This window comes from Bacillus sp. THAF10, from assembly GCF_009363695.1.
Lineage (GTDB): Bacteria > Bacillota > Bacilli > Bacillales > Bacillaceae_I > Sutcliffiella_A.
This window is the reverse complement of record NZ_CP045403.1, coordinates 786,489-803,411: the sequence shown is the minus strand read 5'-3', so window position 1 is coordinate 803,411 and position 16,923 is coordinate 786,489. Positions and strand designations below refer to the sequence as shown.

At 40.0% G+C, this 16,923-nt stretch carries 16 protein-coding genes; 3 read left to right on the top strand and 13 right to left on the bottom strand.

What is annotated here, in order from left to right; all coding sequences use genetic code 11:
* Positions 1-477 precede the first annotated feature (477 nt).
* The 7 genes from FIU87_RS04285 to pdaA form a co-directional block, all read right to left on the bottom strand.
* Entirely contained in the window at positions 478-1,398 is a 921-nt protein-coding gene (locus FIU87_RS04285) for a hypothetical protein (protein WP_253905509.1), read from the bottom strand.
* 28 nt (positions 1,399-1,426) lie between these two features.
* Positions 1,427-2,878 (bottom strand): MBOAT family O-acyltransferase, encoded by a 1,452-nt coding sequence (locus tag FIU87_RS04280; protein WP_152443448.1) that lies wholly within the window; start codon positions 2,876-2,878, stop codon positions 1,427-1,429.
* A gap of 41 nt (positions 2,879-2,919) precedes the next feature.
* A complete protein-coding gene (locus FIU87_RS04275; RefSeq protein WP_152443447.1) occupies positions 2,920-4,314 on the bottom strand; it encodes an AMP-binding protein in 1,395 nt (464 codons plus the stop codon).
* Entirely contained in the window at positions 4,307-4,555 is a 249-nt protein-coding gene (locus FIU87_RS04270; RefSeq protein WP_152443446.1) for an acyl carrier protein, read from the bottom strand. The genes FIU87_RS04275 and FIU87_RS04270 overlap by 8 nt, the downstream gene beginning before the upstream one ends.
* A 382-nt stretch (positions 4,556-4,937) precedes the next feature.
* Positions 4,938-6,356 carry a 23S rRNA (uracil(1939)-C(5))-methyltransferase RlmD gene (gene rlmD, locus FIU87_RS04265; protein WP_172970945.1) on the bottom strand — a complete coding sequence of 473 codons (1,419 nt, stop codon included), beginning with the start codon at positions 6,354-6,356 and terminating at the stop codon, positions 4,938-4,940.
* Positions 6,353-7,234, bottom strand: coding sequence for a DNA-3-methyladenine glycosylase family protein (locus FIU87_RS04260; protein ID WP_152443445.1), 882 nt, complete (start codon positions 7,232-7,234; stop codon positions 6,353-6,355). Before FIU87_RS04260 ends, rlmD begins: the two co-directional genes overlap by 4 nt.
* Positions 7,235-7,526: 292 nt before the next feature.
* Positions 7,527-8,336, bottom strand: coding sequence for a delta-lactam-biosynthetic de-N-acetylase (pdaA, locus tag FIU87_RS04255; protein ID WP_152443444.1), 810 nt, complete (start codon positions 8,334-8,336; stop codon positions 7,527-7,529).
* Between the two features lie 146 nt (positions 8,337-8,482).
* On the opposite strand from pdaA, the gene FIU87_RS04250 reads away from it, so the two are divergent.
* Positions 8,483-8,680: a hypothetical protein gene (locus tag FIU87_RS04250; RefSeq protein WP_152443443.1), complete on the top strand. Its 198-nt coding sequence runs from the start codon at positions 8,483-8,485 to the stop codon at positions 8,678-8,680.
* 224 nt (positions 8,681-8,904) lie between these two features.
* On the opposite strand, the gene FIU87_RS04245 is transcribed toward FIU87_RS04250, so the two are convergent.
* Positions 8,905-10,446, bottom strand: a complete 1,542-nt coding sequence (locus FIU87_RS04245) for a fumarate hydratase (RefSeq protein WP_152443442.1) — start codon at positions 10,444-10,446, stop codon at positions 8,905-8,907.
* Positions 10,447-10,628: 182 nt separating this feature from the next.
* On the opposite strand from FIU87_RS04245, the gene FIU87_RS04240 reads away from it, so the two are divergent.
* On the top strand, positions 10,629-11,441 hold the full coding sequence (locus tag FIU87_RS04240; RefSeq protein WP_152443441.1) for a GNAT family N-acetyltransferase: 813 nt from the start codon (positions 10,629-10,631) through the stop codon (positions 11,439-11,441).
* A 118-nt stretch (positions 11,442-11,559) separates the two neighbouring features.
* Here the strand turns inward: FIU87_RS04240 and FIU87_RS04235 are convergent, their stop codons facing one another.
* From FIU87_RS04235 to FIU87_RS04220, 4 genes are read right to left on the bottom strand one after another with little or no spacing between them, the layout of a single operon-like run.
* Entirely contained in the window at positions 11,560-12,126 is a 567-nt protein-coding gene (locus FIU87_RS04235; protein WP_152443440.1) for a DUF4256 domain-containing protein, read from the bottom strand.
* Between the two features lie 54 nt (positions 12,127-12,180).
* Positions 12,181-13,605: a dihydrolipoyl dehydrogenase family protein gene (locus tag FIU87_RS04230; protein WP_152443439.1), complete on the bottom strand. Its 1,425-nt coding sequence runs from the start codon at positions 13,603-13,605 to the stop codon at positions 12,181-12,183.
* Positions 13,606-14,199 carry a CDP-alcohol phosphatidyltransferase family protein gene (locus FIU87_RS04225; protein WP_152443438.1) on the bottom strand — a complete coding sequence of 198 codons (594 nt, stop codon included), beginning with the start codon at positions 14,197-14,199 and terminating at the stop codon, positions 13,606-13,608.
* Entirely contained in the window at positions 14,200-14,865 is a 666-nt protein-coding gene (locus FIU87_RS04220; RefSeq protein ID WP_152443437.1) for a TVP38/TMEM64 family protein, read from the bottom strand.
* On the opposite strand from FIU87_RS04220, the gene FIU87_RS04215 reads away from it, so the two are divergent.
* Entirely contained in the window at positions 14,859-15,968 is a 1,110-nt protein-coding gene (locus FIU87_RS04215) for an FAD-dependent oxidoreductase (RefSeq protein WP_152443436.1), read from the top strand. The two genes, FIU87_RS04220 and FIU87_RS04215, sit on opposite strands and share 7 nt — an antisense overlap.
* Here the strand turns inward: FIU87_RS04215 and FIU87_RS04210 are convergent.
* A complete protein-coding gene (locus FIU87_RS04210; protein WP_152443435.1) occupies positions 15,961-16,920 on the bottom strand; it encodes an ABC transporter ATP-binding protein in 960 nt (319 codons plus the stop codon). The two genes, FIU87_RS04215 and FIU87_RS04210, sit on opposite strands and share 8 nt — an antisense overlap.
* Positions 16,921-16,923: the final 3 nt, after the last annotated feature.

The following is a 16,923-nucleotide window of genomic DNA, read 5'->3' as shown; positions in this document are numbered from 1 at the left end:
TTACCTTCTATATTTTTCATTTTTTTTTAAAAATAGTAATTTTTACCTAAATAAACCAAAAAAAGTGTCGACAGCTATGTTTTCAGTTGCCGCTGCTAATAGCTCTTAATACACTCCCTCAACGACAATTCAAATTTATTCCCATTTGTATGACTCAACCTATTCCGATACAAACAAATTAAGAAAGCAAACGATTCACGCTTTTTCCTTTAAACTAAAAAATCCCCGTCAACGGTTTGACGGGGGAGGAGATTACCAAAAATAAGCAGCGCGATTTGCTTTGTCTTTATTAACTGAGAACCCATAACCATGTATAGATTCAAGTGGACTTAGCTGCTGGCCTAAGAAAATAATTTCAGCACTACTTCCTGCAAAGCCGAACATTTACAGGCTATACAGGAAGTTGGGGTATAATTTTAATTCAACTGAAAAGAAATCTTCCAAGTAGTTAATATCTTTAATCATAATGTAAATACATCATAAATAACCCAATTTCTTAAGGTCCCTGTAAACAATCCAAGAATACATTTTTCTTCCCTTACTGTTTAAATGATCTGAATCGATAAAATAATCTTTGTTGTTTGCGAATCTTGCATCACTCATATAATTTAAAAATGGGACATCTAAATTAAGAGGCTCTAGGTACTGAAAAACAAGTCTATTCATGACATCTTCATTTAAAAACTCTTGATAAGATTGATGTACTGGCTCCATGGTTAATACTACCTGGTAGCCTTTTTCTTTACAATAATCTACAATCTCTTTTAACTGCTTCACATTTTGTTCAATGTATTTATTTTCAAGTGCTTCTTTGTATTGGTCTTCTACTTTTTCATACTTTCTTCTCGAATAGTTTTTACCGTTATTCGCCCAAGGTTGATGAGCATTCCATCTAAATTCTTTCAATTTACCCGCGAGCGCAGAATTAAAACTCCCACTATTTGCCCCAGGTAAGTACAAATAACTGTAATAATCGAGTAAATTAAAAGGTTCAATTTCGGTGCGATCCAAAATTTTATAATAATTTCCTACATTCTTGGTCTCAGAATTTGCGAATGTAATTTGAGATATGGAAACGATCACTACACCATCAGGTTTAAGATACTCACCATATTCTTTTAACAATTTAAAATCGTATTGAATCGTCTGAGCAGGAAGTGCTAAGTCCAGATGGGACAAACCTGTAGGCTTAAAATAATAACCGTACATGGAATGCGAAGCACCGAGATTGATGATATCGACTGGATATGGGTCTTTCTTAAAAGCCAGTATGGAATGGCTTATATTGTAATCATAAGAATCCTTTACGAATTTATTTACTGGCATAAACAGTACTATAACAACAGTAATGATTATTAATAATTTTATGAATAAACGTCCCATAGCAAATCCTTTCAAACATTATTTCTTTCCCATGGAATTTGTATTAAAATCTGCCATAAATAAACCCTTCACCAGAAACGCCGAAAACAAGGACTGATAGAATGATAAAAATATAAAATGCAAATCTAACAACTGTCGAGCGCTGCGATAGCAATTTCCATGTTGAAACATTTTTTCTTTCAATATACTGAAATAGTTGAAAAACAATAAAGAAAAAGATAAAAATAACCAAATCTAGGAGAGTGAATATTTCAAACGCTCTAAAAATCCCCAATGGATTCCAAGAGCTAATGGATAAGAAAAGTTTTGCATTTTCAAAAGCTTGTGTGACAGAATCTGAACGATAAAAAACTCTGGAAAAGCAAACCAGTAGGAAGGTTATTGTAATTTTCACCCATTTATGGAACACTGGATTTCTATCCAAATGAATAAAGGAAGCTACTTCTTCACGCAAATGTTTTGTATAATCTCCAAACACTCGATAAAACCCATGAATTAGACCCCATATAACAAAAGTCCAAGCAGCACCGTGCCAAATTCCGCTTACTAAAAAAGTAATCACGATTGCTACATAAATTTGACTTCTTTTCTTTTTACCCTTACATAATGGGAAAAAGATATAGTCCCTTAACCATGAAGAGAACGTAATATGCCATCTATTCCAAAAGTCCGCTATTGAAACTGCAAAGTGCGGTTGTTTAAAGTTTTCTGTCAATTTTATCCCAAGCATTCTAGCACAACCGATGGCAATGTCACTCAACGCTGAAAAATCAGCGAACAATTGAATCGAAAATAGAATAGTCGCTAGTACGATTTCTGAACCAGTTGGGTTAGGACTATCAAAAACACTAGCTACAATAGGAGCTAGTCGATCTGCAATCAATGTCTTCTTAAAAAAACCCCATGCAATTCGCTTCATCCCATAGCTTAAATTCTCATAATCTAAACTTTGTTCCGCTTTCAATTGTGGAAGGAGTTTCTTAGCACGTTCAATCGGCCCTGCAACCAATTGTGGAAAAAATGCAAAAAATATCGAAAAATAACCGTAATGCCTTTCTGCTTTTTGCTTTCCATGGTAGATATCCACAAGGTAACTTATTGCCTGAAGAGTATAAAATGAAATCGCTAATGGCAATACAATATCTTGGTATGGTACGGAATAATTCAAATGAAAATAGTCTGCAACCGCTCGAAGCGATTCATTTACAAAATTAACATATTTAAACCAACCGAGAAAAAGCAATAGCACAGAGATACCAACGAGCATGGTGTTTTTCTTCTGTTTTTTTGTCTTTTGTTTTTCAATTAAAATTCCAGAAAAATAAGTAGAAACTGTGCTTGCAAGTAGTAAAGGTATAAATTGGACACTTAAGATCGCGTAGAAAACGTAACTTGCAACTAATAAGAGGACCCATCTGAAACGATGAGGGATTAAATAATAAGTAAAAATGATTATTGCAAAAAATAAGAGAAACTCAATTGATATGAAAGACATCCAACCACCTGTAAAAAATAAACTTAAGATGTTTCGATTACTTATCCATGTTTAGGTAACTCAGAGTAGAGGATTTTTCCAAAATGATTACGTGGGATTTCCTCAATTCTTTTAATCTTAATGCCCTTTAAGTTTAATTTTTCCTTAATTATTTTTTTAATTTGAACACCATCATCTTTTAATGTGTATATATACATTTGGTCATCTGTTCCTGAGCAGATACAATGATGTTTATGTTCAGATAAAAACCCTTCAACCTCGTCAAGGCTGATACGGTTTCCATAGAGTTTAATCATTCTTTTGATTCGGCCACAAATATAAAAATACCCATCCTGATCAAAATAGGCCAGATCACCTGTACGCAAAATACCGTTATTCTCATCTTTTTTCGAAAGATCGAATACCGACTCTGCATACCCCAAAGAAACATTTGCTCCTTTATATATCAATTCACCCTTAACGTTAGGCTCTGTAATTTTTTTACCATTGTCATCTTGAAGAATTAGCTCTCCACCTGGAATGGCTATGCCAATACTTCCTGCTTTTTCAAGATTTTTTTCACATGGTAAATAAGCCATACGCGCCGTTGCTTCAGTTTGACCATACATAGAAAAAAATTGGATTTCTTTTTCATTGCAAACTTTAGCAAATTTAGAAGCTAGAGTTGGGCTTAGTTTTCCTCCTGCTTGAGTTAGTTTTTTTAAACTCGGAAGATGAATATTTTCAAACTTCAGCCTGTCAAGCATCTCGTACACGAAAGGAACTCCACCAAAGGTTGTTACTTGTTGCTCTCTACATAAGTCCCAAAATTCTTTTTTCATGATAGATGCATCCGTTACAATCAACGTCGCCCCGCAAATGAAATGACTATTGATGATAGAGAGGCCATAGGAGTAATTCATGGGAAGTGTTGTAATAGGTTTATCCTCTGAATTGATGTTAAGATACTCTGCTATCGATTCAGCATTTCTAAATATATTTTCATAACTTAAGCGAACAAATTTGGGGCTTCCAGTACTTCCAGAGGTTGTTAAAAGGAGCGCAAGACTTTCATGAAGAGCATGTTGGTAAACTGACGGAGATTTAAATAATGTGTAATCTCCAAATACAAATGTACTATCCATTTCATTTAATAGGTCTTGATGTTCGCTACTCGCCCAAATGTATGTAGGCTTATAAAGGGTAATCAATTTGCGCAACTGATCCATATGAATGGAAGCGTCCAAAAGTACAGGGACAACCCCACCTCTAATAAAGCCCACATATCCAAATAGAGATTCTATATTATTTGAACATAAGCAAAAAACGAGCGTTCTTTCCCCTACATTACTACAGATATCATCAGCAATTTCTAACATTTCAGAGTAAGAATATGTTCGATCAGCATATACAGCGGTGAGGTTTCCAAACTCCTCTAGTTTTTGGAAACTATTCATTAATAAAGTCCACTCCCAAACGTGTCAATAGCTCAATTCCTGACAGGTAAGAGTTGAACTCTGTAATCAATTCTGAATCTATGGAAACATCAAAAACATCCTCCATCTCAGAAATTAGTCCCATATGTCCAATGGAATCCCACTCTCTTGTCGCTCCAAGTTCTAAATCCTCACTTACCTCACTTTCTTCCAAGTCCAGCGCATCGATAAATGCATTTCTATATTTCTCTATATTCGTCATCCTTTTACATCCTTTCCATCATTCAAATCTGTGTGAAAATCTTGTTAGCTCAAACAGTTTCTATCTATCTGACAAACTATTATAATGTCCAGCCACTATATCTTGAAGATGCTACACTTGAAATGTAAAATAGCATCATCTCATTGATGCACCAAAAATTCTCACACTTATTGATAATAATAATCAATTTCATATAAAATTTTAGCATATCGCTTTTCAAATGGTCAATAACTCAAACAGCCATCAAATTCAAACATTTGAAGAATAAACCTATTAAATTTTACATCGACCGATTAACCGAGTCTATATAAAAATAATGGCACTCCGGTCATACATTACCTAAGTGCCCTCCAACAATTAAAAAGAAGCAGGTTTTCCCGGGTTATCGGGGACCTGCTTCTTCTTTTAAAATTAACTGGCATACTACTTCAACATGCGCAGTCTGCGGAAACATATCCACTGGCTGTAGCCACTCTACTTTATATTTTTTACTCATAAACTGGATATCCTTCGCCAGTGTAGATGGATTACAGGAAACATACACTAATCTTTTCGGTTGCACATCCAACACGGTTTTCATAAATGTCTCATCCAACCCTGTACGCGGTGGATCGACAACGATGGTATCTGGTCGCCAGCCTTCTTTTACCCAGCGCGGTAGCCATTTTTCAGCTTTGCCAGTGACATAGGTCATGTTGGTGTAGCCGTGATCGGCAGCGTTTTTCTTTGCATCTTCGATGGATTCAGGGATGGTGTCCATGCCCCGTACTTCTCCAGCTTTTTCTGCAAGCCATAGCCCAATGGTTCCCACTCCGCAGTAGGCATCCACGACTTTTTCTTTACCTGTCAGTGCCGCTGCTTCTTTTACGAGGTCATACAGCTTCACGGTTTGTACCGGGTTGAGCTGGAAGAATGCACGTGCGCTTAGCTCAAAGGAAATGTCGCCAAGGGTTTCCTGAATGACTTTTTCGCCACTGAGGTGAATGGTTTCATCTCCAAAAATTAACGAGGTCTTTTTACCGTTGATGTTTTGAAGAATACTCTTCACCTTTGGCAGGCGTTTTTGGATTTCTTCCACAATTAAGTCCTTGCGTGGCAGTTTTGCTTGGGACGTGATCAGCACGACCTGAATTTCACCTGTTGAAAAGCCTACACGCGTCATAATCGTCCGAACTACTCCGTTTCCACTTTTCTCGTTATAAATTGGGATATTGAAGTCCTGCAGGATTTGTTTGACGGTATTCGTCACTTCGGTAGTAGCTTGGTGCTGCACCATGCAATCATTGATATCAATGAGCTTGTGTGAGTTCGCACCGTATAAACCAGCGATGACTTTCTCTTTTTGTTTGCCCACTTGAAACTGACTTTTGTTTCGGTAATTCCAAGGGTTGTCCATACCGATCGTTGGACGAATGTTCAGTTTATCCACAGCGAGCTTCGTGTGGCGCTCCAAGGATTGCACCACAATATCTTTTTTAAGGACAAGTTGCTGTTCATATTTTAAGTGTTGTAGCTGGCAGCCTCCGCATTGCTCATAAATCGGACAAGGCGGGGTCGTTCGATGGGGGGATTTTTCACGAAACTTTTTAATTTTCGCTTCGGCGAATTTCGGTTTTACATCCGTTACCTCCGCTACTACGACTTCTTCCGGCAAAGCGCCTGGCACAAACACCACTTGCTTTTTAAAATAGCCCACTCCTTCTCCGTTGATTCCGAGTCTTTTTATCGTTAAGGGGAAGGTTTGGCCCTTTTTCATGGTGACAGTATTTTGTTGCTTAAATGGCTTCTTCGTTGATTTCATTTTACTAACTCCTCAGGTTGCGGTTCGATGCTTCTCCAGAGATAAAGAGAGGCATAGCTCAAGTATGGCTCCCAGTCTTTGGCCCATTCCTGCATTTGCATGGCAGTTGGCTTTTGGTCGAGTCCTTTTAGTTTTTTTAGGGCATTTTGAATGCCAATATCTGCAATTGGAAAAAGATTTGGACGGCCCAGCCCGAATAATAACAGATTTTGCACGGTCCAAGGTCCAATTCCTCTTATTTTTATGAGTTCTTTTAGAATTTCATCGTCTGTTTTTTCCTCTAGGCTATATAATGGTAGCTTTCCTGTAGCAATTAGCTTTGATGTATCAATAATGTATTCTGCTTTACGACGGCTCATTTTAAGATCCGTAATTTGTTCATAGTCGAGAGTTGCCACATCTTCTGGCTTCGGGTAAAACCAAACCCCTTCTTTTTCAAAACCAAATGTATGGACAAATCGTTGTGTCAGAGTGTGCGCAAACTTCAAGTTGACCTGCTGGTGGATGATGCATTTCATTAGGCAGTGGTAGAGGTCGAAATCAAGAACAAGTGGTGTGCCCTCATGTTCCTCAAATATGGTCGCAAGCTCTGTGTTCGCAAAATGATCGCTAATATCCTGAAGTGGCTTGTCCCATTGAAAAATGGTTTTTATATGGTTCTTTTCGTTTTCAGTCAAATCGGCTGTGCTTGTTAGGTCAAAAGCTGGCTCCTGCTTTGTTCCAATTGCTTTCACTTTCACGACGATTGGTGCGTTTTCTTTGTACATTGGAACCTTGACAGAGCGTTCTTTTTTATCCACCACCATCAGTGGGTCGATTGATAAGCGGTCCAGTACACGATCAAAATCATATGGCCCCTTCATGTTCATTATCCCCATTTTATCCACCGTCCTTTTTATTCTGTTCCAATTATAACGGCTTTTATGGTGTATGTAAAAAAACTCCTTTGCAGTGCAAAGAAGTTTTTATTGTAGGCTGTTTTCGTAAACTTTGTTGCTACTGCGAATAGATAAGACAAGCGTACTCAACGTTGCTGTCGTGCTCTTTTCGTGGAGGAAATTGAAACACGTGTCAATTTTTCTTAGCTCGAAGATTGGAAAAAGTCATAAAGCCGACTTTTTCTTAGGTTTTAGCAACAATCTTTTAGAAAAGAGCTTTTAGAAAAGAGCTTTATTGTATAAGCAAAATTGGATTGGGGATAGTATGTTGTGCAGTAATATTATCAAGACTTTTGAATTCGTAGCCTTGTTTTTGCAGGTCTTCAATGACTTTTTCCATTGCCTCAGCATTATCTTTAGAAACAGTATGAAGGAGCAGAATTGCTCCAGGATGAATTTGGGCCATGATGTTGTCATAGGAATAGCGCCAGCCTTTTTGCTGATCGGTGTACCAGTCCACATAAGCGAGCGACCAAAAAACATGCTGATAGCCCATTTGGTTGGCAAGGGCAAGCGTGCGGTCACTAAAAGTTCCGCGCGGTGGCCTTAAATAAATCATGTTATCTAGGCCAGTGATGTTTTTGTATTCTTCCTTGATCATATCGAGCTCTTTTTTGAAGCGGACATCATTAACCTTTGTCATGTCTGGGTGATGCCAGCTATGGTTTCCAACGATGTGACCCTCGTTGACCATTCGCTTAATGAGCTGTGGTTGATCCTTCAGGTAGTAGCCCGTTACGAAAAAAGCTGCGGGTATTTTTTTCTTTTTTAATACATCAAGAACATGTTCTGTGTAGCCATTTTCATAGCCATTATCAAAGGTTAGATAAATTTCTTTTTTATTGGTATCACCAAGATAAAATGCATTGTGCTTTTTGAGTAATTTTTTATAGGATTCACCAGCATCAGGAGGTTCGTGATTGCGACTTTTCTTGAAACCCCAATGCAGGGTGGTGGTTGAATAGTTATCCGCTTGGCTGAGCTGCGGAATTAGAAATAGTGCTAAAACAGTTATGAGTATGATATGAAATGTTTTTTTCATGTTCTTGCCTCCTCCTTTCCATGATTACTTATCCATATTTATGTTTCGACTTGAACGATGTTATGATACGGTGTATTGTTTTCCAGTTTAAAAGGAGGAAATTTCTGGGTTCGTGTTGAAAATGGTGGATGAGGAGCGTGATATTTGTGAAAAATAATAGCAAATTAGCACTGTATGTTTCATTGACTGTATTGATTGGGATTCCTATTGGCTTTTTAATTGCAACATTGGCAACCGGGGATTGGCGTTTCTTTATGTATGGAGCTTGGGGCGGTTTTATGGGTGGATTTCCTGGGTTGGTGTTTAGTATGGTTGCGATGAGGCGGGAGAAGGCTGGGGTTTGAGGGTTGGAGATGGGAATTTTGGTTTGGGTTGGGCGGTATTATACCGTTTTTTTACCAACCCAGACTTTCCGCTTCCGTTGGGCGGGATTCTGCCGGTTTTACGACCAAATAAATTTCCCTTTCCGTTGGGAGGAATTCGCTTCAACATCTGCAGCCACACCTCCCAAAAAAACAAAAAAACAGAAGAAAAGCCATCGCTTTCCTCCTGTTTTCATTACATTCTCTTACTTAAACACGCGATCCTTAAACTGTGCAAGCTTCTCAAGTGAGGACTTTTCCACATCCGCATGCAGGCTGTTGCCGTGGGAATCCATGGTGACGACCGCTGTAAACCCTTCTACACTCAGATGCCACATTGCCTCTGGGATACCAAATTCCATTAAGTCCACTCCGTCGACACCCTTGATACAGTCCGCATAGTACTGCGCCGCACCGCCGATTGCGTTCAAGTAAACGCCACCATGCTCTTCAAGTGCTTTCAACGTTTTCGCTCCCATTCCGCCTTTCCCCATGACCGCGCGGATACCGAATTTTTTCATGATATCTCCTTGGTATGGCTCCTCACGGATACTTGTCGTTGGACCAGCCGCTTTCACGTGCCAGTTACCCTCTTCATCCTTTAGCATAACGGGACCACAGTGGTAGATGATTTGTCCGTCTAAATCAACTGGTGCGTCATGTTCACTAAGGTGCTTATGGATAGCGTCACGACCAGTGTACATTCTGCCATTGATACGAACCACGTCGCCAACCTTCAATGAACGGATCTTTTCTTCTGTAATTGGCGCTTCTAAAACGATTTCAGCAGCTTCAGACGTTGCTGCTACTTCCTCCTGCTCGGCCAATTCCTTTGAGAAGTCAATCATTTCCCCTTCTTGGTACAACCACTCATTGATTTCACCATTTTCAGGATTAATCTTGACTCCTAAGCGGCGATACGCCCAGCAATTATAGGCAACAGATACGAAGAAACTTGCTGGAATGCGGTGGGCAAGCCCGACCTTACAGCCTAATAAGGTTGTTTCGCCGCCAAAGCCCATGGTTCCGATGCCTAGCTTGTTGGCATTTTCCATCACGTATTCCTCAAGTTCCTTCAGCTCAGGCACTGTATTTTCATCTTCAAGGCTGCGGAATAGCTGCTCTTTTGCAAGCTCGTATCCGGATGTGCGGTCGCCACCGATTCCAACACCAATGACACCGGCACTACAGCCTTGTCCTTGGGCTTGATAAACCGAATGCATCACACATTTTCGGATACCATCTAAATCACGACCCGCACGTCCAAGTCCTTCAAGCTCACAAGGCAGGCTGTACTGAATGTTTTTGTTCTCACAGCCGCCACCCTTTAGAATCAAACGTGCATCGATGTAGTCTTTTTCCCATTGCTCAAATTTGATAACGGGTACACCTTCTCCAAGGTTGTCCCCACTGTTTGCACCAGTTAAGGAATCAACTGAGTTCGGACGTAGCTTTCCGTCTTTTGTAGCTTGTACGATGGCTTCTTTGATTACTTTTTTAATTTCTAGCTGGTTTACACCAACGGGAGTTTTAATTTTAAATGTAGGCAGTCCTGTATCCTGACAGATTGGGGACACATTTTCGTCCGCCATGGTGATATTGTTAGTGATGGTTGCAAGTGACATTGCTGCACGCGTCCCAGCACTTTCACTTAGCTTTGCCTTTGCAATCGCACTGCGAACATCCTTTGGTAGCTTTGTGGAGGTCTCCACAATCAAGTCATACATGCTTTTATATAAATTGTTCATCGCTAAATTCCTCTCCTATCCCCTGTTGAAAAGTTCTCTACGTCTTTTTTTCACACTGTTTATTATACTTGTTCTAATTAGAAGGTTAAAGAATTTTGTAACCGATTCCAAGAAAAGGAGGTTCCATTTTGGATTTATATGGTAGGATAAACTGGTAGTTTGAATTTATGGGGGAACACAAAATGAACGACATTATACTTATAAAAGCACAAATAGAGGATGCAGAAAGCCTAACAGAGATTATGAAGAAAACTTTTGATGAAGAGGCTAAGCAATGGCTAGGAGAAAACAGCACGGTTAAAGATTTCAATATTCAACCACCTGGCTATGATTCCATTGCAACAAATGCGTATATGATTGAAGAATTGACCTATTTTAAAATATTGTATAAAGGGCAGCTTGTTGGTGGGGTCATCCTTACTTTAACCGGTAGGGAGTATGGTCGGATTGATCGCATTTATGTGGATCCTGCATTTCAAGGTAACGGAATAGGTTCCAAGGTTATGACACTTATTGAGGATACGTTTTCAACGATCACGACATGGGAGCTTGAGACATCCCCTAGACAAAAGGGCAATCTTCATTTTTATGAAAAAATGGGATACCGTCGTACCTTTGAGACCGAGGATGAGGTCTGTTATTTGAAAAAACTTACTGAAACAAACAATCCATATGATAGCTGTAATCTGGAAGGAAAAATATTTTATAATGCGAACCTGTCAAATACCGCCTTTGCTAATAGCACCCTTGCTGGTTCTCAATTCAATAATGTAAATTTGAGCAAATCTACGTTTCAAAACATTAATTTCTCCCAATCCCTTATTGCTGATTTAAACTTATCGGGTACACGCGTCAAACACGTGGATATGAGTGGAGTGAGCTTGCAAAACTGCAACCTTACTGGTGTAGAGATAACAGATTGTAATCTTACGGGTTTGAAAATAGATGGTATTAGTGTGGAGGAGCTCTTAAAAGTGTATAAAAACAAAGGCTGAGTATGGCAGTAATGTTTTTCTAACTGTCTTTTTAAGCTTTCCAATTATGCTTCTACTCAAAACAGCCATTAAAAAAAGGAGATTATTTATTAATAAGCTCCTTCGTAATATCCTCATTTTACACTTTCAATATCCCACGAAAACCTCTTGCTGCGTAGTAAGAATCCGCTCCATTGTGGTAGACAAACACTTGGTCATAGCGACGGTCGCAAAATAGTGCGCCGCCAAGCTTTCTGATGTTATCAGGTGTTTTTACCCAGCTTGAGGTTTTCAAATCAAATTCTCCAAGCTTCTGTAGCTCACGATATTGCTCTTCTGTTAAAGGATCGACTCCCATGTCATTTGCCACATCTATAACGCTGTTCTCTGGTTTATGTTTTTTTCTAGAATCTAGCGCTTTTCGGTCGTAGCAATAGCTTCTGCGACCTTTTGGACTTTCCTTGGAACAATCACAAAAAATGAATGCATCGTTCGCATCATCATAGCCGATAACATCAGGTTCTCCTTCTGTGTCCTCCATTTTATGTAGAGTCCAGAGCTTTTCAGGATTTGCTTCAAGCTTGGCTTGCACTTTCGCCCATTCCTGGCCTTCATGACGTAGCATGTTCTCTTCAAACCGTTCCTTCAACGAAGCTATAAGCTCTTCGCGTTGTTCTAGAGTGAGTTCCTTTGTGCTGGTAGACATGTAGAGATTCCCCCTTTAATAACAATTATACAAGTCAATCATAGCATGAAACCGTTATCTAAATCTCCACCGCACATATTTCTGGATAACTTTTTGTAACCGACCTTCAAACAGTGTTTTGCGCCAATAACTGTCAGCAGTTTGCTGTACAGCAGCACTATGATTAGGGTATGGGTGGATGACGTTAGAGATACTGCCAATTTTTTTCTTAAAGCTTTTAGCAAAAACAACCTCCTGCATCCAATCACCAGCATGTCTACCAATAGCATGTGCGCCAAGGATATACCCTTTCTTATCGGTGATGATTTTCACAAAGCCCTCCGTTTGATTGTCAGTAACAAAACGATCAACGTCAGCGAGAGATACCTTGAAAATCTTCATCTCATCACTTTTTTGTTTCGCTTCTTCCTCCGTGAATCCTAAATGAAAAATTTCGGGAGAGGTGTAGATAATCCATGGAACATTACCGTAGCTAATTTTCCTACGAAGTCCTAAGATTGCATTCTGAACTACCTGCTTTCCTTCCATTCCAGCTACATGAGTAAATGGCAGCGTACCGTTCACATCTCCTACGGCGTAAATGTGAGATTGAGACGATTGAAGTTGCTCATTCACGATAATATGTCCCCTAGAATCCGTTTTGACACCTGCCTTATCTAATTGAAGAGTAGATGTATTCGGAACACGACCAACAGCGACAAGTATAGCATCCGCCTCTATTATCTTTTGATGACCGTCTTGTTCAACGGTGATCTTTTTTCGGCCGGAAACACCTTCTACTTTTTTTAACGAGCTGTTTTGAAGAAGTGTCACCTCTTTTTCCAGCATCGTCAGGAATGTATCAGACACCTCTTTATCCTCGTTAGGGAGAAGCTTATCGGAACGGTCGATGAGGGTGACCTCACTGCCGAGTCTTGACATTGCTTGGCCAAGTTCAAGGCCGATAGCTCCTGCACCGACTACGACAAGTTTTTCCGGTAGCTTGTCCAGTTTAAAAATACTTTCGTTCGTTAAAAAACCAGCTTCCTTCAGCCCCTCAACTTCCGGAACAAAGGGACTAGAGCCTGTGGATATGACAATTTTCTTGCCGTAAATAGTGTGGGAATTCACCTTTACTTCATGAGGAGAGGCGAACGTTGGTGAACCAAATATCACTTCTATACCTAGCTTTTGAAAGCGTTCGGTGCTATCGTGATGCTGGATGGTATCAATCGCTTTTCTGACTCTCCCCATTACTGCTTTAATATCGGGATTTCCCGACACATTTACTCCCAAGGCTTCAAGTCTTCTTGCTTCATAGACCTGATTCGCTACCTCTATTAACGCTTTTGAAGGCACGCAGCCATAATGTAAACAATCGCCACCAAGCGAATCGTTTTTTTCAATCAACGCAACCTTTGCGCCAAGGGAGGCCGCTCCTGCTGCAACGGTCAAGCCCCCTGCACCACCGCCAATCACGATTACATCAAAGCTCTTCATTTATACCTCCTCCTTTTCTAGAATTTTCTTTGCCTCTAGCAAGCGCTGACATCCAGTAAAGGTCTCAACGAAGAAAAATAAGAGGGTAACCCACAAAACATATGCGGGTAGTAGCATCATTAGCGTAAGAAAAATAAAGCCTTCTGTCCGTTCTGCAAGTCCTGCTTGATAATAAAAGGACTTGATTCCCTTTTGCTCAGAAACGGCACCAACTGTTAGAAAAACGGTCATTGAAAAGATAATCGAAACACTCAAGAGTAGCAGAGCCCATTGAACATTTGGAATGGCAAAGGCAACACCTAAAATGACGCTTATTTCCACCAGCCTGTCAAAGGTCACATCCATTACGGTGCCAAAAGAAGAAGGCTTTGTCTTACGTGCCATCGTTCCGTCTACTGCATCTAGGTAGCCGGAGATCCACAATACACTAACGGCAATGATGGGAAAACCAAAGTAGAAAAACACCCCAGAGCTTACGCCGATGAAAAAGGAAATGACGGTTACCTGATTAGCGGTTAGTCCTATTTTCAACAATGCTCCTGCCGTTTTATCTATGCTCGGCTGCACAAATTTCCTGGCATGTGTATCAAGCATTTATTTTTCCTCCTTAGCTTTCATGCCCAGCTTTTCTCGAAGCTTAGGACTTACGAAGATTGGAATAATAGAAATGAGAATAAATAATAGAATGGCACCAACAACGACAATCATATTATTCCCAACAATACTAGAGCCTAAAAAGTTATAGGCAAATGTCCCTGGGATGATGCCAATAAAGGTAGCTAGCACAAACGCTGATAGCCTAACCTTCGACACACCAGCTAAATAACTGATAAGATCAAAGTTTAAAAGTGGAATTAACCGAAGTAGTAAGACATATAGAAAACCATTTTTTTCTAGCTGATTTTGAATTGCTACTATCTTTGGCCCTTTTGGTTTATTCTTTACTAGAGATGCTCCTAACTTCCTCGCTACAATGAAAGACAGGACTGCTCCTGAGGTGGCACCAATGATGGTATATACAGTTCCCCACAACGGACCAAATGCAAGGCCTGCCGCTAAAGACAGAATGGAAGCAGGAATAAACAGTAACGGCCTTATTGTATAGAATGCCATATAGACGATGGGTGCCCAAACGCCAAATGACAGAATCCATTCTCTTGCTGTTATTGGTTTTATTTGTAGATATCTATCGTTTAGCACAATCATGAAAATAATGAATGCTCCGATTATGATCAGTCTTATTAGATTTTTTTTTGACATACAAATCATCCTTTTTTAAAAACGAGGTGTTTACTATCACTACTGTTCTACTAATTGGCGGAGGCCATGCTCATCTGCAATGTATTAAACAACAGGGAAAAAACGCCCTTCCTGAGAGTCAGGTTTTATTAGTTTCAGCCAATCGTTATCAATATTACTCCGGGATGTTTTCCGGCTATGCTGAAGGGATTTATGATAAAAGCGACATCCGCATTGACCTGAAAGCATTTTGTGAAAAAAACAATACGGCATACTTAGAAGACTCCGTTGTCGCAATTCAGCCTGAGCAGAAAAAATTACTCTGTAAAAGTGGGCGAACATTATCGTATGACTTAGTCTCATTCAACATTGGATCTAGCACTCACGTACCTTTTCCAACAGAGGATAGTGCGTATACGGTAAAACCAAATTACACTTATACAGAAACCATTCAACAGCTGCGCGACACCCATTCTCCTGTCATTATTGGAGGCGGTTCTGCCGGTGTCGAGTTAAGCTTGTCCATTCTTGCAAGAAAGAAACGACTGCAACAAGAAGGCACCGTCACCCTAGTGAGCTCTACAGGATTGTTGTCTGAAGAACTTTCAAACAAACTTACAACTCTTTGCAGGAAGAAAGGGTTAAAAGTGTATACAGGTGAAAACGTGGAACATGTTTCTGAAACTAAGCTTCAAACCGACAAAAGAACACTTACACACTCAGGGGTTTTGCTGCTAACTGGACCTTCTTCTGCTTCCATGTTTAAAGAGAGCGGCCTACGTTGTTCAGAGGATGGATTTTTGCTAGTAAACAATCATCTGCAAAGCGAAAGTGATCCATCGATTTTTGGTGCTGGAGATTGTGTGACACTTTCCGCTCATCCGAACCTTCCAAAGAACGGTGTCTTCGCCGTTCGCCAAGGTCCTGTTTTATGGAAAAACCTCCAACAGGTTGTAGCAGGAAAAAGCCTTAAACCGTTTCAACCGCAAAAGCGTTTTCTCTCCATACTATCAACTGGAAACAAGGAAGCATTGCTCCTATATGATTCTGTCCACATCCACGGGACCATTCCCTGGAGGATAAAAAACAGAATTGATAGGGCGTTTATGGACAAATTCAGGTGAGCTGCACAATATCCTGCTGAGATGCTATGCCAATTTTTATTTTTTCATCCGCTTGATACACCCTGTCACTTTGCAGGGTGATTTTTTGTTTTAAAGCAGGTAAGGATACATCATAAAAGAGCTTGCCATGCTTTAGCCTAGTGTTCCTAATGCTTCCGTCAAAAGAAAGGAAGAAAATTTCTTCTGACTCCGCAGCTAACAATTGCAATCTGGTCGTATGTACAAATGAAGTATCGTCAAGCATGAGTCCATCACAATAGAACTTTGCGACAAACCTGCTATTTGGTTGGTGATAAACATCCATTGGAGCCCCAATCTGTTGGAGCTTGTTCTCCCCAAAAACAGCTACACGATCACCTAAAATCATGGCTTCTTCGATATCGTGTGTGACAAAAATGGCAGTTGAGTTTTGCTCTTTAAGCAGCCATTTTACCCAATCCCTTGTTTCTTGTCGGAGCTCATTATCAAGGCTACTAAACGGTTCATCTAACAGTAAAAGACTTGGTTGTGTTAACAATGCACGGACAAGGGCTACGCGCTGTTGTTGACCACCTGATAGTTCATGAGGCATAGCATTTGCAAATGGCGCCATATTGACTTTTTCTAAAAACGCCTGTGCCTTCTTTTGCCTTTCCTGCTTGCTTTTCATCTGAAATTTCAAGCCATACATCACATTTTCTAGAACCGTCAAATGGGGAAATAAGAGCGATTGCTGAAACATCATCACCACCGGCCGTTTATTTGCAGGAACCTTTGTGACGTCTTTGCCCTCAATAATCAAGCCACCTTCTGTGATATCCTCTAAACCTGCCAAGCACTTCAATAGAGTAGATTTCCCTGTACCAGAGGGGCCAACAATACTGATAATCTCCCCTTTTTCGACCGTAAAATCAACCGACTGGAAAATATAATGTTGTTGAAATGCTTTTCCTAATTGCTGAACCGAAATCATCTG